At 74.1% G+C, this 19,897-nt stretch carries 19 protein-coding genes; 13 read left to right on the forward strand and 6 right to left on the reverse strand.

Annotated elements, in window-relative coordinates; all coding sequences use genetic code 11:
- Window positions 1-16 precede the first annotated feature (16 nt).
- The 3 genes from CWIS_RS14685 to CWIS_RS14695 all read left to right on the forward strand — a co-directional run bounded on the left by CWIS_RS14685 (window position 17) and on the right by CWIS_RS14695 (window position 3,950).
- Window positions 17-1,516, forward strand: a complete 1,500-nt coding sequence (locus CWIS_RS14685; RefSeq protein WP_048344056.1) for a PQQ-binding-like beta-propeller repeat protein — start codon at window positions 17-19, stop codon at window positions 1,514-1,516.
- 76 nt (window positions 1,517-1,592) lie between these two features.
- Window positions 1,593-3,080 (forward strand): PQQ-binding-like beta-propeller repeat protein, encoded by a 1,488-nt coding sequence (locus CWIS_RS14690; protein WP_048344057.1) that lies wholly within the window; start codon window positions 1,593-1,595, stop codon window positions 3,078-3,080.
- Between the two features lie 51 nt (window positions 3,081-3,131).
- Complete coding sequence (locus CWIS_RS14695; protein WP_048344058.1) at window positions 3,132-3,950, forward strand: M15 family metallopeptidase; 819 nt, start codon at window positions 3,132-3,134, stop codon at window positions 3,948-3,950.
- A 69-nt stretch (window positions 3,951-4,019) separates the two neighbouring features.
- Here the strand turns inward: CWIS_RS14695 and CWIS_RS14700 are convergent, their stop codons facing one another.
- Together CWIS_RS14700 and CWIS_RS14705 are read right to left on the reverse strand one after the other, a co-directional pair.
- Window positions 4,020-4,640, reverse strand: a complete 621-nt coding sequence (locus CWIS_RS14700; protein ID WP_048344091.1) for a CE1759 family FMN reductase — start codon at window positions 4,638-4,640, stop codon at window positions 4,020-4,022.
- A 23-nt stretch (window positions 4,641-4,663) separates the two neighbouring features.
- Window positions 4,664-5,839, reverse strand: coding sequence for an LLM class flavin-dependent oxidoreductase (locus tag CWIS_RS14705; RefSeq protein ID WP_048344059.1), 1,176 nt, complete (start codon window positions 5,837-5,839; stop codon window positions 4,664-4,666).
- 152 nt (window positions 5,840-5,991) lie between these two features.
- Here CWIS_RS14705 and CWIS_RS14710 point away from each other — a divergent pair, with 152 nt between their 5' ends.
- The 7 genes from CWIS_RS14710 to CWIS_RS14735 all read left to right on the forward strand — a co-directional run bounded on the left by CWIS_RS14710 (window position 5,992) and on the right by CWIS_RS14735 (window position 13,886).
- Window positions 5,992-7,065, forward strand: coding sequence for a response regulator (locus CWIS_RS14710; protein WP_048344060.1), 1,074 nt, complete (start codon window positions 5,992-5,994; stop codon window positions 7,063-7,065).
- Complete coding sequence (locus tag CWIS_RS14715) at window positions 7,062-8,057, forward strand: ATP-grasp domain-containing protein (RefSeq protein WP_048344061.1); 996 nt, start codon at window positions 7,062-7,064, stop codon at window positions 8,055-8,057. The genes CWIS_RS14710 and CWIS_RS14715 overlap by 4 nt, the downstream gene beginning before the upstream one ends.
- A 7-nt stretch (window positions 8,058-8,064) precedes the next feature.
- Entirely contained in the window at window positions 8,065-8,808 is a 744-nt protein-coding gene (locus CWIS_RS14720) for a PHP domain-containing protein (RefSeq protein WP_048344062.1), read from the forward strand.
- A complete protein-coding gene (locus CWIS_RS14725; protein WP_048344063.1) occupies window positions 8,805-10,298 on the forward strand; it encodes a glycosyltransferase family 2 protein in 1,494 nt (497 codons plus the stop codon). Before CWIS_RS14720 ends, CWIS_RS14725 begins: the two co-directional genes overlap by 4 nt.
- Window positions 10,295-10,471 (forward strand): hypothetical protein, encoded by a 177-nt coding sequence (locus CWIS_RS18475; RefSeq protein WP_156186678.1) that lies wholly within the window; start codon window positions 10,295-10,297, stop codon window positions 10,469-10,471. Before CWIS_RS14725 ends, CWIS_RS18475 begins: the two co-directional genes overlap by 4 nt.
- Entirely contained in the window at window positions 10,468-12,327 is a 1,860-nt protein-coding gene (locus CWIS_RS14730) for a cell wall metabolism sensor histidine kinase WalK (protein ID WP_053071770.1), read from the forward strand. The genes CWIS_RS18475 and CWIS_RS14730 overlap by 4 nt, the downstream gene beginning before the upstream one ends.
- A gap of 167 nt (window positions 12,328-12,494) precedes the next feature.
- Entirely contained in the window at window positions 12,495-13,886 is a 1,392-nt protein-coding gene (locus CWIS_RS14735; RefSeq protein ID WP_048344064.1) for an FAD-binding oxidoreductase, read from the forward strand.
- Between the two features lie 38 nt (window positions 13,887-13,924).
- Here CWIS_RS14735 and CWIS_RS14740 read toward each other — a convergent pair whose 3' ends face one another.
- The 4 genes from CWIS_RS14740 to CWIS_RS14755 all read right to left on the reverse strand — a co-directional run bounded on the left by CWIS_RS14740 (window position 13,925) and on the right by CWIS_RS14755 (window position 17,761).
- Window positions 13,925-14,143 (reverse strand): hypothetical protein, encoded by a 219-nt coding sequence (locus CWIS_RS14740; RefSeq protein WP_048344065.1) that lies wholly within the window; start codon window positions 14,141-14,143, stop codon window positions 13,925-13,927.
- Between the two features lie 4 nt (window positions 14,144-14,147).
- The gene (locus CWIS_RS14745; RefSeq protein ID WP_048344066.1) at window positions 14,148-14,870 is read right to left on the reverse strand and encodes a signal peptidase I; all 723 of its coding nucleotides are present in this window, start codon (window positions 14,868-14,870) and stop codon (window positions 14,148-14,150) included.
- A gap of 11 nt (window positions 14,871-14,881) precedes the next feature.
- Entirely contained in the window at window positions 14,882-15,574 is a 693-nt protein-coding gene (locus CWIS_RS14750) for a TasA family protein (RefSeq protein ID WP_082156502.1), read from the reverse strand.
- A gap of 90 nt (window positions 15,575-15,664) precedes the next feature.
- Window positions 15,665-17,761, reverse strand: coding sequence for a bifunctional diguanylate cyclase/phosphodiesterase (locus tag CWIS_RS14755; RefSeq protein ID WP_082156503.1), 2,097 nt, complete (start codon window positions 17,759-17,761; stop codon window positions 15,665-15,667).
- A 216-nt stretch (window positions 17,762-17,977) separates the two neighbouring features.
- Here CWIS_RS14755 and msrB point away from each other — a divergent pair, with 216 nt between their 5' ends.
- The 3 genes from msrB (at window position 17,978) to CWIS_RS14770 (ending at window position 19,866) form a co-directional block, all read left to right on the forward strand.
- Window positions 17,978-18,382 carry a peptide-methionine (R)-S-oxide reductase MsrB gene (gene msrB, locus CWIS_RS14760; protein ID WP_048344094.1) on the forward strand — a complete coding sequence of 135 codons (405 nt, stop codon included), beginning with the start codon at window positions 17,978-17,980 and terminating at the stop codon, window positions 18,380-18,382.
- Between the two features lie 169 nt (window positions 18,383-18,551).
- Complete coding sequence (locus tag CWIS_RS14765; protein ID WP_229747493.1) at window positions 18,552-19,247, forward strand: nuclease-related domain-containing protein; 696 nt, start codon at window positions 18,552-18,554, stop codon at window positions 19,245-19,247.
- A gap of 142 nt (window positions 19,248-19,389) precedes the next feature.
- Window positions 19,390-19,866 (forward strand): MarR family winged helix-turn-helix transcriptional regulator, encoded by a 477-nt coding sequence (locus CWIS_RS14770; RefSeq protein WP_048344069.1) that lies wholly within the window; start codon window positions 19,390-19,392, stop codon window positions 19,864-19,866.
- The last annotated feature ends 31 nt before the right edge of the window (window positions 19,867-19,897 follow it).

The following is a 19,897-nucleotide window of genomic DNA, read 5'->3' on the forward strand; positions in this document are numbered from 1 at the left end:
GGGTTACCGTCCGAGGATGAGCGACGGGCACGCTCTGCAGCGTGTCGAGCTCGTCGAGGACGACGCGCTCGCGCTCGGTCCTGCGCCCGGCGACGGTCGCCGGCTCGCGCACGCCGACGGCACCGGGCCCGCGCCCTCACGCAGACGACGCGCCCGCTGGCTGGTCGCGGCGGTGGGCGTCGTCGGCCTGCTCGGGTTCGCGGTGGTGGGCGCGCAGGCGGCGCTCGACTCGGGCTACGAGGACCGCGTCGCCGCGCGGGCGGCCCTGCCCGGGGCGGTCGAGCCGATGCGGCCGCGGTTGCAGATGCGGTGGTCCACCGAGGCCGCGGTCATGGACTCCCTGCTGCTCGACCGCCCGGTCGGCGGCGCGTACCTCGGCGCACGCGCCGTCCCTGACGGCTCGGTGCAGGCTGTGGCGCTCGACTCCGCGACCGGCGGTGCGCGCTGGACCACGTCGCTGCGCGGCGGGCTCGGTGAGGACGCGGTCGTCCCCGGGTCGGGCCGTGGGTGCACCACCGCGACCACGCCCGACGCTCCCGTCGACGCGCTGGTGTGCGTCGTGGTCTACCGCGCGCACGGCCAGCACGAGTCGGACCCCGCCGAGCGCGCCGAGGTCGTGGCCCTCGACGCGACGACCGGCACCGTCCTCGCGCGCCACGCCGCGCCCACGCAGGCGGGCCGCGTCGTGGTGCTCGGCGACCAGGCGGTGGTCGCGTGGCGCGCGCTCGGCACCGTGAACGTCCACGCGCAGGACCTCCTGACGGGCGCGGCCCGGTGGCAGACCCGGCTCTCGGTGCCGCGCTCGGGCATCCTGACGGTCGGCTCGCTGCGGGACGCGCCGCGCATCGGGCGCGTGCAGCTCGCGGCGGGTGGCGGGGTCGTCGTCGTGGGCGCGGCGCAGCAGGTCTTCCTCCTGACACCGAGCGGCGACCTGCGCGAGGGGACCGGGCGCCTCGACGGCTACGTGCGGCAGGTGCGCGCCGACCGCGTCGTGGTGCTCACCGTCCACGGGTCCGCGGGGACGCTCGTCGTGCGGTCCGGGGCCGACGACGTGCACGTGCCGCACGTCGTCGCGCTCCCGACCCTCGACGACGGGTCTCTGGCGGACCTGGTGCTCACGGTCGAGGCCGGCCTGCGCGGCTACGACCGGACGTCCGGCGCGCTGCGGTGGGCGCTCGACGGCAGGGACAGCGGGACGATCGTGCTGGACGGCACCGTCTACCAGAGCGGAGATGCGGCGCTGGTGCGTGCCGTCGACGGGCGCTCGGGGCGCGAGCTGTGGGCCGTGCCCGCGCCGCGCGCGGCGTACGTGACGGACCTCGTCACCGACGGCGCGCGGCTGTACGTGGCGCTGCACGGGCTGGTCGGCTCCGACAAGACCTGGCGCGTCTACGGGTTCGACGGTCTCGACGAGGGCACGCTCGAGGCGCCCGCCGGGTGGCGCGGCCTCGAGATCCGCGGCCGCGTGCTCGTCGCGACCTCGACCGACGCGTCCCGGGCAGCGGTCCTCGGCTGAGAGTCGCCCGGTCCGTCGTGGTCGTGTGCGACGCTCGTCGTGAACTACCGGACGAGGGCTGACGAGGACGGGAGCGATGAGCGGCGACCTGCAGCGTGTCGAGCTGGACGACGACACCGACGACGCGTCCCGGTTCGGGCAGAGCGAGCACGCCGACGCGCGCGGCGAGGACGGTCCGCGCAGGTCACGGCGCGGGCGCGTCGTGCTCGGGGTGGGTGCCGCGCTCGTCGTCGCCGGGCTCGTCGCGGCACAGGCGGTCCTGGACGCGCGCGAGCGCGACGCGGTGGCGGCGCTCCGGGAGGTTCGCGGTGTGCTCGCGCCGATCGGGGACAGCCTGGAGGTCGCCTACTCGGTCCCGGGCCTGCAGTGGCTCGAGCTGCCGAAGGACGACGACGTCCTGCTGCTCGTCACGGCCGACGGCGGCACGGGCTCGCACCTGCGTGCGGTGGACGCCGAGACAGGCGTCGCGCGGTGGGACGTTCCGGTCGGCGCGCAGGTGGCGACGGCGCAAGGGGTGCAGTGCGGTGCGGGACGCCTCGACGGGGTCGGTGCTGTCGTCGCGTGCCTGGACACCGACGGCGGGGTCCGCTGGGACGACGACGGCCAGTCCGAACGCCGTCCGGCGACCTACGCGCGCGTGCTCGTGCACGCGCAGGACGACGGTCGCCAGGTCGCCGCGTGGGACCTCGACCTGACGGACGAGGGCTTCGCGGTGCTGGACGGGCAGGTCGCGGCCGTGGCGCGCGACGGCGCGGACCTCGTCGTGACCGCCCACGACCTCGCCACGGGCCAGCAGCGCTGGCGACGTTCCCTGGTCGGCGCGGGGGGCGAGCAGGCCGAAGGCGACGTGGACGCGTACTACACGTCGGTGAACGTGCTCGTCGGCGGCGGGGCGTTCGTCGTGTCGGCGCCTGACGGCTCCCAGGTGGTGGTGGCCGCTGACGGCACCGTGCTGCCGCCGACCCGCGGTGTGAACTGGGTGGGGCCCGACACGCGCACGCTCGTCGTCGACATCAACGCCGACGACGCCGACGGTGCGCGCACGGCACTCGTGCGCGACGGCGTGCTCAGCCCCGCGGTCCGGGGCACGGCGGTGAGCACCGGCGTCGACGACGGGTCGTTCGGCGACGTGGTGTTCACGTCCGCGGACGGGCTCACGGCCTGGGACGCGACCACGGGCGCCCGCCGGTGGGCGACGGACGGCGACGACGGCGTCGCGACCTACCACGGGGTGCTCGTCGCACGCGGCACCGTCTACGGGTGGGGGCCGTCGGGGCTCACCGCGTTCGACCGCGACGGCCACGTGAGATGGCGGCACGCGCTGCCCGACGAGGCGACGCCCTCGAACGTGAGCACCGACGGCGAGCGGCTGTACGTCGTGGTGGACACCTCCGACGGGCAGGAACCGAGCGTTCCCGAGGTGCAGGCGCTGACGTTCGACGGCGAGCCAGCCGGACGTGTCGCCGTCCCGCGCGACATCCGGTGGCTGAGTCCCATCAACCACCGGTTCTGGGGCTCGGTCGTGACCGACGACGGCGAGAGCTCGATCGCCGTCCTGCGCTGAGGCGTCCCACCACGGGTGGCCGCGCTCCGCCGCCGCCCCGATGATGAGGCGATGGACGAGCGCGGACCGCTCCGCACGCTCGTCGTGCTCGCGCTAGCGGGCGGGCTGACCGGCGTGGCGGCGTGCACCGCGGGGGAGCCCGACGACGGCGCGGACCCCGCGAGCAGCGCGCGCCCGCCGACGACGAGCCTCGCTCGCACGCCGACGCCCTCCGCGAGCCCCAGCCCGACACCGAGTCCCTCACCGAGCCCGTCACAGCGTCCGTCCGCAGGCCCGAGCCGGAGTCCCACGCCGGCCGCGCCGACGTTCACGTCGAGCGTCACGACGATCGACGACGAGCTCGCGGTACGGATGCACGCGTCGTGGCGCCGGGGCTGCCCCGTGCCGCTCGCCGACCTGCGCTACGTGCAGGTCAGCCACGTGGACTTCGACGGCGTGGTCCGCCAGGGCGAGCTCGTGGTGCACGAGGACCTGGCCGACGGGATCGTGGACGTCTTCGCGCGGCTGTTCGCGCTCGGCTACCCGATCCGGTCGATGCGCCTGGTCGACGACTTCGGGGCCGACGACACCGCTTCGATGGACGCGGACAACACCTCGGCGTTCAACTGCCGGGCGATCACGGGCGGCACCGCGTGGTCGGAGCACGCCTACGGGCGCGCGCTCGACCTGAACCCCGTCGAGAACCCCTACGTGATCGGCTCGCACGTCGCACCGCGCGCGGGGCGGGCGTTCGTGGACCGCGCGCCCGCCCCGGGGGTGATCCGCGCGGACGACGAGGTCGTGCGCGCGTTCGCCGCGGCGGGGTGGCGCTGGGGCGGGTACTGGGACTCGCCGACCGACTACCAGCACTTCTCGACGACGGGCCGCTGAGCATCGTCGTCCCCTCGGGGAGATCGCGCTCAGCGGCCCGCCGCCGTGGGGCGTGCGGGTGGGACCCGGTCAGTGGCCGAGCAGGTCCTCGAAGCTCGGCACCGCGTCGTACAGGCCCACGGGCTTGGCGGGCTCACGCTCGGCGACGGTCTCGGCGAGCTCGCGGCCGGCGCGCCGGATGCGCTCGGGCAGCGGCTTGACGTCGTCGCCGCCCCCGTCGGCCCAGTCGTCGGTCGCGGCGAACACGCCGGTCCCGACGACGTCGGCGTGCAGGTAGCCGAACAACGGCCGCAGCGCGTACTCGAGCACGAGCGAGTGCCGGCCCGTGCCGCCCGTCGCCCCGAGCAGCACGGGCATCCCGGCGAGCGCGTCCTTGTCGAGCACGTCGACGAACGACTTGAACAGCCCTGCGTACGAGGCGGTGAACACCGGGGTCACGGCGATCACGCCGTCGGCGGCGGCGAGCTTGGCCAGGGCGTCGGACAGCGCGCCGGACGCGAAGCCGGTGAGCGTCATGTTGACGACCTCGTGCGCGAGGTCGCGCAGCTCGATCGTCGTGACGCTCGCGCGCAGGCCGCGTGCGGCGAGCTCGTCGGACGTCGCGGCGGCGAGCCGGTCCGCGAGCAGGCGCGTCGAGGACGGCTGGCTGACGCCCGCCGAGATCACGACGAGCGAACGCTCCTGGCCCATGAGTCCTCCGATCGGCGACGTGCTCATCGTGCCACCGCGTCCGCTGCCGCGACGTCGTCCTCAGCGGTCTTGCCGGTCCAGTGGTCGGCGGCGGCGACGGGCTGCGCGTGCACCTCGCCGGCGGCACGTGCGGCGGCGACGCGCTCGGCGTGCGACGGCGGGCCGGCCGGCACGTGCGCGGGACGACGAGCCTCGGCCTCCTTGCGGAGCACCGGGACGACCTCGCCGGCCAGCAGGTCGATCTGCTCGAGGACGGTCTTCAGCGGCAGCCCCGCGTGGTCCATGAGGAACAGCTGGCGCTGGTAGTGCCCGACCTGCTCCCAGAACGCGCCGTACCGGTCGATGACCTGCTGCGGCGAGCCCACGGTCAGCGGCGTCTCGCGCGTGAAGTCCTCCATCGTCGGACCGTGGCCGTAGACGGGGGCGTTGTCGAAGTACGGCCGGAACTCGTCCCACGCCTTCTGCGAGTCCTTGCGCATGAAGACCTGACCGCCCAGCCCGACGATCGCCTGGTCGGCGCTGCCGTGCCCGTAGTGCTCGTAGCGCTCGCGGTAGAACTTCACCATCTGCGCGGTGTGCTCCATGGGCCAGAAGATCGCGTTGTGCAGGAACCCGTCGCCGTAGAACGCGGCCTGCTCGGCGATCTCGGGGGAGCGGATCGAGCCGTGCCAGACGAACGGCGCGACGCCGTCGAGCGGGCGCGGCGTCGAGGTGAAGCCCTGCAGCGGCGTGCGGAACTTGCCGGACCAGTCGACGACGTCCTCGGTCCACAGGCGGCGCAGCAGCGCGTAGTTCTCGATCGCGAGCGCGATGCCCTGGCGGATGTCCTTGCCGAACCACGGGTAGACGGGCCCGGTGTTGCCGCGGCCCATCATGAGGTCCATCCGGCCGTCGGAGATGACCTGGAGCATCGCGTACTCCTCGGCCAGGCGGACCGGGTCGTTCGTGGTGATCAGCGTGGTCGCGGTGGACAGCGTGATCTGCTTCGTCACGCCTGCGAGGTAGCCGAGCATCGTCGTGGGCGACGACGGCACGAACGGCGGGTTGTGGTGCTCGCCGGTGGCGAACACGTCGAGGCCCGCCTCGTCGGCGTGCCGCGCGATGGTGAGCATCGCGCGGACGCGCTCGGTGTCGTCGGGTGTGCGGCCGGTGGTGGGGTCGGTCGTCACGTCACCGACGGAGAAGATGCCGAACTGCATCGCTATCGCCTCGTTCCTCGGGCAAATCCATGCGTTTGCATGTACTGGCCGACTCAACCGGACGTCACTGGCGAGTATTCCCTGGTCGTCGCGACCCCGCTGGATTGCGGGTCGCCCGCGGGGATGGTGGCATAGCCGCGGGAGGACGATGCATGACGGACGCACAGGTGAGGGTGCTCGTCGTCGAGGACGACGCGGACACGGCGCTCTTCGTGCGGACCGTGCTGGAGCGCCGCGCGGGCATGTCCGTGACGGTCACCGCCGACGCGATGAGCGCGCTGGCCCACGTCGCCAGCCAGGGCGTCGACCTCGTCCTGACCGACATCCAGCTGCCCGGCATGTCCGGGCTGGAGCTGCTGGGCGCGCTGCGCAGCGCGGCGCCGGGCGTGCCGGTCGTGGTCATGACGGCGTTCGCGAGCGTCGACTACGCGGTCGACGCGCTCCAGCGCGAGGCCGACGACTTCCTCGTCAAGCCGCTGTCGGCCGCCGACCTCGTCGAACGCGCGACGCGGATCGCCGAGCGCGGCCGCGCGCGCCGCGAGGCGCACCAGGGCTCGGTCGTGCTCGCCGTCGGGGCGCACCCCGACGACGTCGAGATCGGCATCGGCGCGACCCTCGCCGCGCACCGCGACGCGGGCGACACCATCGTCGTGCTCACGTTGTCCGGCGGAGCGGTCGGAGGCGATGCCGCGCAACGCCACCAGGAGGCGCTCGCGGCGGCGGCCGTGGTCGGCGCGCGCCTGTTCCTGCTCGACTTCGTCGACACCAGGCTCGACCCGGCCGACGGGGTCATCACCGCGGTCGAGGAGACGATCGCCCAGGTCCGGCCCACGATCGTCTACACGCACTCCGTGCACGACCGCCACCAGGACCACCGCGCGGTGCACCGGGCCGTGCAGGTCGCGGCACGTCAGGTCCCGACGCTGGGCTGCTTCGAGAGCCCGTCGGCGACCGTCGACTTCCGGCCCACGCGCTTCGTCACGGTCGACGGCTACCTCGAGACCAAGCTCGAGATGCTCGCCGCGTTCGCGTCGCAGGCGCACCGCGAGTACATGGCGCCCGACCTCGTGCAGGCCACCGCGCGCTACTGGGCGCGGTTCGGCACCGGGAAGTACGTCGAGCCGCTCGAGATGGTGCGCACGTCGGGCCGCGTCGGCGCGTCGGGGCTGAGCGGGTCGACCGCCCGGGTCGGCGAGGGCGTCCAGGACGGGGCGGTGGGCACATGAGCGTGCGGGTTCTCGTGACCGGGGCCGGTGGCCCCGCGGGCGTGGCGGTGATCCGCTCGCTGCAGCGTCGCGGCGACGTCGAGGTGCTGGCCGCGGACATGGACCGGTGGGCGAGCGGCCTCTACCTCGTGGCCGCCGACCGTCGCCGGCTCGTCCCCGCAGGCCGGGCCGACGACTTCGTCGAGACGGTCCTGACGCTGTGCGCCGACGACCGCGTGGACGTCCTGATCCCGACCGTCGACGTCGAGCTGCCGCGCATCGCCGCCGCACGCGAGCGCTTCGCCGAGGGCGGGACGCGCGTCGCGTCGCCGGAGCTGCGCACGCTCGAGACCGCGCTCGACAAGCTCGCCCTGGCCCGCGCGTGCGCCCGCAGCGCCTACGTGCCGCGCACCGAGCTCGTCGGGACGCCGCAGGCGGTCTCGGGCTGGGACTTCCCCGTCATCGTCAAGCCGCGGTGGGGCGCCGGCTCGCGGGGCGTGCGCGTGGTCGCGTCGCAGACCGAGCTGGACTCCGTGCACGCGGAGGAGGACCTCCTGGTCCAGGAGCTGCTGCCTGGTGACGAGTTCTCCGTCGACGTGCTCGCGGACCTCGACGGGCACGTGGTCGCAGCCGTGCCGCGCGCGCGGCTGCGGGTCGACTCGGGGGTGGCGGTCGCGGGCGTGACGGTGCACGACGAGGCGCTGATCGCCGCCGCGACGGCCGTCGCCACGGCGATCGGGCTCACGACCGTCGCGAACGTCCAGCTCAAGCGCACCGTCGACGGCACGCCAGGGCTCCTCGAGGTCAACCCGAGGTTCCCGGGCGCGATGCCGCTGACCGTCGCGTCCGGCGTCGACATGCCCTCGCTCGTGCTCGACGCGGTGCTCGGCCGGCCCGTGCCGCGCCACGTGGACTTCGTCGAGACCGCGAACGTGCGCTACCTCGAGGACGTCTTCCTCCCGCTCGACGAGGTGCTGCCCGCTCCCGCGCCCGCCGTCGCGCCCGGGTCCTGAGGCCGCGATGACGCCCCCGCGTGCCGCGTCGACCGGGCCGTCGCTCGTCGAGGACCACCACGTCCACTCGACGTTCTCCGACGACGCCGTGAGCACGCCGCAGGAGAACCTCGCCGCCGCGGTCGAGCGCGGGCTGCGGGTGATCCGGATGGTCGACCACGTGCGCGCCTCGACCACGGACGTGCCGCAGCGGCTGGCCGCGCTGCGTGCGCTGCCGCGCGTCGAGGGGCTGACCGTGCTCACCGGAGTCGAGGCCAAGATCCTCGACGTGAGCGGCGCGGTCGACGCCCCCGCCGACGTGCTCGCCGCGGCGGGCTCGCCGCGCGGCGTGGACCGCGTGCTGCTGGCGGACCACCAGCTGCCCGGACCCGACGGCCCGTGGAGCCCGCGCCGCACGCGCGAGGCCATGGAGCTCGGCCTGGCCGCCGACGACGTGCTGGCGATGCTCGTCGACGGGACGGTCGCGGCGCTGCGTCGCGTGCCGCATGCCCAGCTCGCGCACCCGCTGTCGCTCCTGCCCAAGCTCGGGCTCGCCGAGGACGACGTGTCCGACGAGCACCTCGACGCGATCGCCGCCGCGGTGCTGGCCGCGGGCGCGCTCGTCGAGGCGAACGAGAAGTGGCACTGCCCGGGGCCGCGCGTGCTCGACCGGTGGCGGGCCGCAGGCGTGCCTCTGGTCGCGTCGACGGACGCGCACGACGCCGCGGACGTCGGCGTCTACCGGCGCCTGCGGGGCGGGGGACAGGCGTGAGCGCGCACGACGCGCTCGTCGTCGCGCTCGTCGTGCTCGTGCTGCTCGGTGCCGTCCCCGTGCTGGCCGGGATCCTGCAGTACGCGCTGATCCCCGTCCACGCGTGGCGCAACCACCTGCGGGACGCGGCGCCGCACCTGCCGCGCGTCGTCGTGGTGGTGCCCGCGTGGAACGAGGGGGCCGTGCTGGCCGCGTCGCTCGAGCGGCTCATGAGCCTGCAGTACCCGCCGGACCGGCTGCGCGTGCTCGTCGTCGACGACGCGTCCACCGACGACACCCCCGACGTCGTGCTCGCCAAGGCGGCGCAGCACCCGGGCCGGATCGTGCACCTGCGCCGCGCGCAGGGCGGTCAGGGCAAGGCGCACACGCTCAACCACGGGATCGAGCACGCGCTCGCGGACCGCTGGATGCAGGCGCTGCTCATCATGGACGCCGACGTCATCTACCGCCCCGACTCGCTGCGCAAGATGACCCGGCACCTGGCCGACGAGCGCGTGGGTGCGGTCACGGCGTTCATCCGGGAGGGCAGCGGCCGGCCCGGGTCCGTCGCGCGGTTCATCGGGTACGAGTACGTGACCGCGCAGGCCGCGGCGCGCCGTGCGCAGAACGTGCTGGGCGCGATGGCCTGCCTCGCGGGCGGCGCCCAGCTGCACTCGCGCGCGAACCTCGAGGCCATCGGCGGGCGCATCGACACCACGACCCTCGCCGAGGACACGTACACGACGTTCCTCACCCAGCTCGACGGCCGCCACGTGGTGTTCGAGCCCGCCGCGGTGGTCCTCGCCGAGGAGCCTGACTCGGTGCGCGCGCTGTGGAAGCAGCGCGTGCGCTGGGCCCGCGGGAACGTGCAGATCACGAGCATGTTCGACCATGTCTGGTTCCGCCGCCCGTGGCCGCTGCGCCGCGGGGGCGAGCGGCTCGGGTCGTGGACGTTCGGGCTCGTCTGGTTCTCGGTGTACCTGCTGCCCGTCTCGATCGTCGCGGCGACCGTCGGGCTCGTCGGGCTGCACCTCGTCGCGCAGACGACCGCGCTGGTCGCGTTCCGCTCGCTGTGGTGGCTCGCCGTGGCCGCGTACGTCTTCATCACGACCGTCACGCTCCTGCTGGACCGCGAGACCGCGCGCCGGTCCTGGTTCCAGGGGCTGACGTTCCCGGGCCTGCTGGCGCTCGTGGTGATGAGCGCCGCGTGGGTCCCCGGGCTGTGGGAGGAGACCGTGCCGGGCGTCTTCGGGCTGCGGATGACGGACGACGGCCGGGACTGGTGGCAGCTCGCGCTGTACGCGTGGCCGCTGCTCGCGATGCTGCTCGCGCCCCTGGTGCGCGCGTGCGACGGCGTGCGCGGGCTGCGCCTGCTGTCCGTCCCGCTGCTGTACGTCATCGGGTTCGGGCCCGTGCTGTGCGCCATCACACTCGACGCGTACGTCAAGCAGTGGCGTGGCGCGTCGGCCGCCTGGGACAAGACGGAGAAGACTGGGCGCGTGGTCGGATGAGCACGCGCGACGATGCCGCTCCGGGTCCCGCGCCGCGCGACCCGTTGGCCCCCGATGCCCTCGAGGCCGAGATCCGCGACGATGCGCGCTCCGAGCGCCGCGTCGCGTGGATCGGGCTCGTCGGCGTGCTCGTGACCGCGGGCGTGCTGGTGCTGCTGAGCGTGCTGCGATGAGCGTCCACCCCGACGAGGGCGTCGAGCGGCGCCGGCCCGGCACGCGGCTGGTGCGCGGGATCTCCCGGTTCACCGGTCCCGAGGCGGGCGTGCTCGAACGGCAGCTGCCCTTCGTGGTGGCCTTCGCCGTGTCGATGGTGGTCCTGTGGGCGGTGCCGTCCCTCGTGTCCCGGCCCGGCCTGGTGCTGCTGTCCGCCGCGGTCGCCGTGACCGTGCCGGCGCTCGCCGTCCTCGCGCCGTGGCCGAGATGGCCCGACTGGGTGGCGGACGTGCTGCCCGTCATCGCCTTCGTCTCGGTCGCCCTGCTGCGGACCGGGACCGGTGGTGCGGGCTCGGTGTTCGCGGCGCTCGTGTTCCTGCCCGTGCTGACGCTCGCGGCGCAGCGCGGTCGGCGCGGCGTCGCCGTCGCGACCGCGGGCGTGGTCGGCGTCGTGTTCACGCCGGTCGTGTTCGACCCGGCGGCGTTCTCCGCGCAGACGGTCGCGCGCGCGCTCGTGGTCGCGTTCGTCGCGCTGCTGCAGGCGGTGGTCGCGCACGAGGCGACCGAGCGCCTGCGGGCGCGCAACGCCGCGCTGGACCGTGCCCGGGTGCACCAGGACGAGCTGCTCGCGATCGTGCGCGACGACGCCGAGACGATCTCCCGGGTCGCGAGCGAACGCGAGTCCGCACTCGAGCAGCTGGTCTCCGTGATCGACTCCGCGACCGAGCAGGCGATCATCGCGACCGACTCCGACGGCGTGGTCCAGGTGTTCAACGCGGGTGCGGAGCGGCTGCTCGGGTACGCGCAGGGCTCGGTCGTCGGCCGGGTCCGGCTCACGACGTTCCACGACCAGGAGGAGCTCGCCACGCGGTATCGCGAGCTGACCGACGACGACGCCTCCACCGACCAGCCCGGCGGTCGGGCCGCCCACGACGGGTCTCCCGACGGTGCGCAGGACGACGCGCACCTGCTCGAAGCGGTGATCTCGTCGGCCTCGGGCAACGGTTCGCACGTGCGGGACTGGACGTGGGTGCGCCGCGACGGCGGGCGGCTGACCGTGCGCCTCGCGGTCACGCGCCGCGTCGACGCCGACGGGAACAGCAGCGGCTTCGTCGTCGTCGCGACCGACGTCACCGCCGAACGCGAGACGGCCGCGCTCAAGGAGCAGTTCGTGAGCCTGGTCAGCCACGAGCTGCGCACGCCGTTGACCGCGGTGCTCGGCTACCTCGAGCTCCTGCAGGACGGCACCGACCCGCTCACGGACGAGCAGCGCGAGTACCTCGGGATCGTCGAGCGCAACGCGCGCCGCCAGCTGCGGCTCGTGAGCGACCTGCTGCTCACCGCGCAGCTCGAGGCGGGACGGTTCTCGATCACGCCGCAGGCCATGGACCTCGCCGACGTGGTGCGCGCGTCGATCGCGTCGGCCGCGCACGGTGCGCACGCCGCGCAGGTGCGGCTCGTCGAGCACGTCACGCCGACGCCGGTCGTCGCCGACGCACTGCGGCTCGCGCAGGTCGTCGACAACCTGCTGAGCAACGCGATCAAGTTCACGCGGCCGGGGGGCACGGTGGCGGTCTCGGTCGAGCCCGACCTCGACGGTCACGGCGGGGGCGGCGGCGAGGGCGGCGCGGTCCTCGAGGTCAGCGACTCGGGAGTCGGGATCGCGCCCGACGAGATCGACCAGCTCACGCAGCGGTTCTTCCGCGCGAGCGCCGCGGCGCGGGGTGCCGTGCCCGGCGTCGGGCTGGGTCTGTCGATCACCAAGGCCGTCGTCGAGGCGCACGCCGGCTCGCTCGACATCGCGAGCACGCTCGGCGAGGGGACGACGATCACCGTGCGGCTCCCGGCGGGGCCGTCGAGCTCGTCGACCTCCTGACCCCGGCACCGCCGGACCACTCCGGCGCGCGCGACGGCCGCGGTGACGGCTGCAGACCGGACGTATCAGGCGAACTGGTCGTGCGTCCTGATGTTCCGTGCGCCGCCCCCGGCGCGCCAGGATCCGACGAGCCGACGCGGCTCGTCGTGGAGCGAAGGACACCACCCATGACCCTCACGACGCCGATCGACGCCGGCTCCCGGCCCGCCGCCGACGCCGCCGTGCGCGCCCTGACCACCGCGGTCACGCGCGTGCACCTCCCCGGGACCGAGGCCTACGCGCGCCTCACGGCCACCCAGAACCTCGCCACGCCCGTCCAGCCCGTGGCCGTCGTCGAGGCGCTCGACGCCACCGAGGTCGCCACGACCCTGCGCCTGGCCGCCGAGGCCGACGTGCCCGTCGCCGTGCAGGGCACCGGCCACGGCGTGACCGACGCGATGACCGGCGCGCTGCTCGTGCACACCGCGTCGCTCGACGAGCTCACCGTGGACCCCGTGCTGCGCCGTGCCCGCATCGGCGCCGGCGTGCGCTGGGGTGCCGTGCTCGATGCCGCGGTGCCGCACGGCCTCGCGCCGGTGTGCGGCTCGTCGCTGCACGTCGGCGTCGCCGGGTTCCTGACGGGCGGCGGGGTCGGTCCGTTGGCCCGCTCGCACGGGCTCTCGTCGGACTACGTGCACGCGTTCGAGGTCGTCACCGGCGACGGCGTCGTGCGCCGTGCGAGCCGCACCGAGCACCCGGACCTGTTCTGGGGCCTGCGCGGCGGCAAGGGTGCGCTCGGCATCGTCACGGCCGTCGAGCTCGACCTGGCGCCCGTCGCCGAGGTCTACGGCGGCGCGCTGTGGTTCGCGGCCGAGGACGCGACGCCGGTGGTCCGCACGTGGAGCGTGTGGGCCGACCTGCTGCCGACGCAGGCGACCACGTCGCTCGCGGTCCTGCGGCTGCCCGACCTCGACCTCGTCCCGCCGCCGCTGCGCGGCCGCACGGTCGTGTGCGTGCGCTTCGTGTGGACCGGCGCGCCCGACGAGGGGGAGGAGCTGGTGCGGGCGATGCGCGCGGTCGGCGAGCCCCTGATCGACTCGGTGGCCGTGCTGCCGTACGCGGCGATCGGCTCGGTGCACGCCGACCCCGACGACCCCATGCCGACGTCGGAGTCGTCGTTCCTGCTCGAGGACTTCGGGCCCGAGGCCGTCGAGCGGTTCCTCGACCTCGTCGGGCCGCACGTCCCGTCCCCGCAGCTCATGGTCGAGGTCCGTCAGCTCGGCGGGGCGGTGCGGTCGGGCGACGACTGCGCGTTCGCGCACCGCGACGCGCCGTTCTCGGTGTTCACCGCGGGCTTCGCGATCCCGGAGACCGCCGACCTCGTCGCGGGCGACGCGCGACGGATCGCGCAGGGCCTGGCGCCGTGGGCGCGCGAGGGCAGCATGCCCAACTTCACGACCGGCGGCAGCAGCTGGGTCGAGCGCGCCTACCCGGCGCCGGTGGCCGCGCGGCTGCGCGAGCTGTCGGTCGCGTACGACCCCGCGGGCGTCCTGCTCGCCGCCCGGCGCCTGCGCGGCTGAACCCGCGACAGCCGAGACCGCTCAGGTCGTCGCCCGCCTCAGGGGGTGGGCGACGACCCGTCGGTCGGGTCCGGGCTGGGTGACGGGTCGAACGTGGTGGCGGTCCGGAACGTGGCGGGCAGCTCGACGGAGTCCGTGAACTCCGCCCCGGTGTGCGCGACCCGCGGCCCGACGAGCGCGCACGCGCCCAGCAGCAGCGCCACCGCGAGCCGGACGAGGGCGCCCCGGTCGACCGCGAGGAACCCGGACCCGCTCACGCGCTCACCCCTCGAGGAACGCATCGAGGTACCTCTCGTCGGGTGAGGTGGCGTCGCGCGCGCGTCGACGGGCGTCGCGCAGCGCGAGCAGCTCGAGCGTGCCGAGCGCGAGCAACGGGGGGACCAGCATGATCGCCCGGCCCGCGGCCGAACCGGCCCACTGCAGCACCCAGCCCCAGCTGGGGTGCACGTCGAGCACGATCCCGCGCACGCGCGTGTAGGGCGTCGCGTTCGGGTCGTTCTCGGGGTTCGCGTCGCCGCGCGTGATGAGGTACTGGCTCTCGACCGGCTCGTCGGTCTTCGGGTCGATGACCGGTTCCATGCGCCCGGTCTCGTCGTTCTGCTCCAGCGTCGGCAGGGTCACGAGGTCGACGATCCGGTGCGTCACCAGGCGCTCGGAGCCCAGCGGCCAGAACGAGACGATCTGGCCGACCTTGAGCTGCGACGGGTGGTCGACCTTGCGCATGACCACCGCGTCGCCCGCGTCGAACACCGGGGACATCGAGCCCGACGTGACGATCAGCAGCCGCTGGTCGCGTGCCTGGAACCACAGCGGCACCGCCAGGGACGTCGCGAACGTCAACGTGCCGACGACGACGACGGCCCAGAGCCCGACCGAGCCGGCGACACGCCAGCGGGACCGGCGCTGCGCGGGCTCGACGCGGGCCGGAGGCTTCTCGCGTCGCTCCAGCTCGAGCGCGACCGGGTGTCGTGGCGGGCGAGGCATCGTCCGTGGGGTCAGGGTCCGGTGATGCCCGACTCGTCGGGCTGCGAGTCGTCGAAGTCGAGCTGGCGGGCGTCGAACCGCAGGGTCAGGGTCGTCGAGGTGTCCTGGTAGGAGTTGTCCGCGGCGGCGTCGAACTCGACGCGCACGCACAGGTTCTCGGACTCGCTCGCGCTCAGGAACCGGTTCGCCGCGTTGGCGTAGTCGGCGGGGTCGCCCACGATCGGCGTCAGGGCCGTGGCGAGGCCGTAGCCGCTCGTCGTGCTCCGACCGATCAGGCCCGTGGTGCTCAGGGTGCCCGTGATCGTGCAGTTCCCCGCCGCGCGCGTGAAGATCTCCACGCGCAGCCGGTCGGACAGGTCGGCCGTCTCGCCCGAGCCGTTCACCGCCTGGTAGCTGATCGCGTACTGGTAGCGCAGCGAGCCCGCGTTGCGCACCTCGAGCGGCGCGACGATCGCCGCGCCGGGCAGCATGTTGTCGACCGGGACCGTGAAGGTCATCGCGTCGGTCTCGAGGCTGACGGACCCCGTCTTGATCGTGTCGCTCGCGGTCTTGTTGTCCGTGAACAGCGCCGACGTCGTCAGCGACGTGACGCCGAGCGCGGCGAGCCCGACGATCGTCACCGTGGCCCACAGCCGACGGCGCCGTGCCTTGTCGGCCTGCGCGGGCGCGGGGTTGACCATCTCTTCGAGCAGGTCGTCCATCATCTGCGGTACTCCCCCTGGTCGGGTGGGCGGTCACCTCGGGTACAGATCAATCGGCACGCCCGACCCGAACTTGACCAGTCTGCCCGACTTTCATCCGGAAGATCGCACGCGCGCCGGTCTGCCCGGGTGAGAACCGGCCCGCGAACCGCCTGACGCGCGCACCGCGGGGACCTCCTCGGCGGGGACCGCGGGGGAGTAGAGGAAGCCCTGCGCACGGTCCACGCCGAGCCGGCGCAGCGTCGCCGCCGTCTGCTCGTCCTCGACGCCCTCGGCGACCACGCGCAGCCCGAACGAGTGCGCGAGGTCGACCATCGCCTGCACGACGACCTCGGACCCGGAGCGGTCGCCGTCGCGCAGGTCGGAGACGAACAGCCGGTCGATCTTCAGCTCGCCGACCGGCAGGTCCCGCAGCTGGGAGATCGAGGTGTTGCCGATCCCGAAGTCGTCGATCGCGACGCGCACGCCCAGCCGTCCGAGCCGCTCCAGCACCGGCACGATCCGGGACGGGTCGGCGACCAGCGCGGTCTCGGTGATCTCGACCTCGAGGAGCTCGGCGGGCACGTCGTGCTGCGTCAGGAGCTGCTCGATCGCGTCGACGACGGCCGTCGTGGTCACGTCGTGCGCGGACAGGTTGACCGCGACCGGCAGCGGCGTGCCCTTGCGACGCCACTGCGCGAGCTGGGTGATCGCGCCCGTGAGCGCGAAGCGCGTGAGGTCGTGGATGAGCCCCGACTGCTCCGCGAGCGGGATGAACGTGCCGGGCAGGAGCAGGCCGCGGGTCGGGTGCTCCCAGCGCATGAGCGCCTCGTAACCGACCGTGCGGCCGGTGTCGAGCGCGATCTTCGGCTGGTAGTGCATGACGAGCTCGGACTCCGCGTGCGGGGCCTCGATCGCCTGGTGCAGGTCGCCGAGCAGCACGAGCCGCTGCGGCGACGAGTGGTCCTCGTCGGGGTCGTAGACGGCGACGCCGGTGCGGTGGTGCTTCGCGCTGTACATCGCCACGTCGGCGGTGCGCATGAGCGAGGACGCGTCGGTCGCGTGGTCCGGGATGCACGCGACGCCCACCGACGTCTCGACGTGCAGCGACATCTCCCCGAGCTGGAACGGCGGCACGAAGAGCTGGCGCACGCGCCGCGCGAGACGCTCGGCGTTGGCCACCGACCGCACGTCGGGCAGGAGCACCGCGAACTCGTCCCCGCCCAGGCGCGCGACCACGTCCTCGTCGCGCAGCGCGCCGCGCAGCCGCTCGGCGACCTGCTCGAGCAGCTCGTCACCGTGGTCGTGGCCCAGCGAGTCGTTGATGTCCTTGAAGCGGTCGATGTCGAGCAGGACGAGGCCCACGCGCCCGCCGCTCTTGAGCGCGTCGGCCACGTCCCGGCGCATGCGGTCGGCGAGCAGACGGCGGTTCGGCAGGCCCGTGAGCGAGTCGAGCAGCGCGAGCCGGGCGTTCTCGAGCGCCGAGGACTGCAGCCGCTTCGACGTGGCGTGCACGGTGCGGAACAGCAGCAGCCACAGCGCGACGAGCCCGGCAGCCACGACGAGCGTCACCGTACGACTCGCCTCGGCGAGCGCGTCGACCGCCTGGGTGTGGTCGAGCATCACCTCGGCCACACCGATGACCTCGTCGACCTCGCCCGGCGCGAGCGGGGGCCGCGACGGCAGCGGTGAGCCGATCTCGATGCCGGACAGGTCCTGCGCGTCCCGCGCGCCGACCGGCACGTACACGTCCAGGACCTCCTGGATGGTGGCGCCCGTGCCTGCCGCGTCGACCTGGTTCACGTCGTCGAGCACGCGCGCGTCGGCGCTCCCGGAGGCAAGCACGCCGTTGAGCCGCTCGGTGTCGGGGAACGCGCCGCCGGTCGCGTCCGCGCTGTACATCAGCACACCCGCGGTGCTCCACAGCCGCAGCTCGACGATCCGCGACCCGAACCCCATGGTCGACGTCTCGATCGCGGTGACCTGGGCGTCGGTGAGCAGGCCCTCCGCGAACGCGTGGGTCGGCAGGGGAGCGGCCGCGTAGGACATGACGGACGTCGCGGACTGGGTGCCGTCGCGCACGGACTGCTCCTGCATGACGCGGCCGGTCATCCAGATCAGGGCCACGCCGAGCGCGAGCATCGCCAGGAAGCTCACCACGCCGAAGTAGCGGGTCAGCGACCAGCGACGGCGCGCGGTGGCTCGCGGCACGCTGCCTCCCTCTGCCCGGTTCGGGGCCCTGTCCCGCCGGTGCGCTCACCGGTCGGATAGGGGCAAAGGTAAGCGGTCCGGACGTGCCGGGCGAGCACCCCGTCGCCTTATCACCCCCGTGCCTGCGGCGACGAACCATCGGGAACGTCCGGGGTGGTCCTCCTGTTGGAGTGGTTCGAGGACGCGCACGGGTGCGTCCGACGAGGAGGTGGGCACGTGACGTACGAGGTCACGAAGACCGACGAGCAGTGGGCGCTGGAGCTCGAGCCGCAGGAGTTCGCGGTGCTGCGCCGCGCGGGGACCGAGCGCGCCTGGACGGGTGCGCTCCTGGACGAGAAGCGCACCGGGGTCTACCGGTGTCGGGCGTGCTCCGCCGAGCTGTTCTCGTCGGACGCGAAGTTCGACTCGCACTGCGGGTGGCCCAGCTTCTTCACGCCGCTCGCGGGTGGCGCGGTCGAGCTGCACGAGGACCGCTCGCTGGGCATGGTGCGGACCGAGGTGCTGTGCGCGCGGTGCGGGTCGCACCTCGGGCACGTGTTCGACGACGCGCCGCAGACCCCCACGGGTGACCGCTTCTGCATGAACTCGGTGAGCCTGACGTTCGAGCCCGCGGAGCGGTGAGCAGGGGTGTTGGCGCGTCCGGTCGTCGACCGGGTCCGCCTTTCGGTCGACTTCGCGGGTGAGTCTGGGCGTCGGACTGAAGACGGGCCCCGTCTACGCCGATAATGCCCACGTGGAACAAGTGCTCACGGTTCGCAGGTGGCGGCGCTACGGCGCCGACCGTCTCTTCGTGACGCACGAGACCGGGGCGCGGGTAGGGTCGATCGACCTGCAGTCCGGCGAGGTCGTCGTCGAGGAGCCCGAGCTCGAGGACGGCCTGCGCCGCGCCGCGCAGGAGTTCCTGCGCGGGGACGGCAACGAGATCCAGCTCCCGCTGCCGCGCCAGCCGTTCGGCGAGCCCGAGCGCACGGCGCTCGTCGCGTGGCTGGGCACGCCCGACGAGTCGCGGGTCGAGCGCGGCGCACCGCTGCGCACGCGGCTCGAGCGGCTCTACGCCGAGGGGTGGCACGTGATCCACGACGTGCCGCTCGGCAGGCAGGGCACCGTGGTCGAGCACCTGCTGATCGGCCCCGGCGGCATCCGCACGGTCGCCCAGCGCAGCGAGCCGGGTGAGCACGTGGTCGTCGAGGGCCGGAGCATGACGGTCGACGGCGTGCCCGTCGGGCACCTGCACGCGGCTCGCATGGAGTCCGCGCGCGTCCAGGGCTTGCTGCTGCGCGCCGGGTGCGCCGACGTCGCGGTGCGGTCGATCGTCGTCGTGCGGGGCACGCTGACGCACGACGGAGCGCCCGACCCGCACGGCGCGCTCGTCGTGACGCGGGCCGGCCTGCCGCGCGCGATCCGCGCGATGCCGGCCGCGCTCGAACCCGACCGGGTCGCCGCGATCGCCCATGTCGCGCGGCAGCGCGCCACGTGGGGGCGCTGACCCCGCGGAACCGGGGACCCGGGCTACCGGTCGGTAGCCCGCCCTGATGGGTGCCAGCACCCCGACGAGCGTGGTGCTGCGGCAATGTTCGCCCGCGTCAGGTGTGCCGTGATGCCGTCCGGCGCGCCAAGATGACCGTGTGATGGACGACGACTTCCAGCAGCTCGAACGCGAGCTCGGCCTGTTCCTGCGCCGGGCGACCGCGTCGTCGAGCGCGATGGCGCGCCGGGTGCACCCCCAGCTCGAGCCGTCGGCCTACGAGCTGCTCGCGCTGATCGAGCGGACGCCGGGCGTGCGGGCCAGCGACCTGGCCGCGTACATCGGCGTCGGCCGCGGCACGATGTCGCGCCAGCTCGCGCGCCTCGGCGCGCTGGGCCTGATCACGCGCACCCCGGACCCCGACGACTTCCGCGGGCAGCTCCTGGCGCTCACCGCGGACGGCGCGTCGCGCCTGCTCGCCGCGCAGGTCGCGCGGCGGGACTTCCTCGGCCGCGCGCTGGAGGACTGGTCGCCCGAGCAGATCTCCCAGCTCACCGCGCAGCTGGGCCGTCTGAACCGCGACCTGTCGTCGGCGTGGACCACGCAGCCGCCCGCGGAGCACCCGCACGCCACGGTCTGAACCGGCCGTCTCCTGACACGACGGAGGGCGC

It is taken from the genome of Cellulomonas sp. A375-1 (assembly GCF_001040865.1).
GTDB lineage: Bacteria > Actinomycetota > Actinomycetes > Actinomycetales > Cellulomonadaceae > Cellulomonas > Cellulomonas gelida.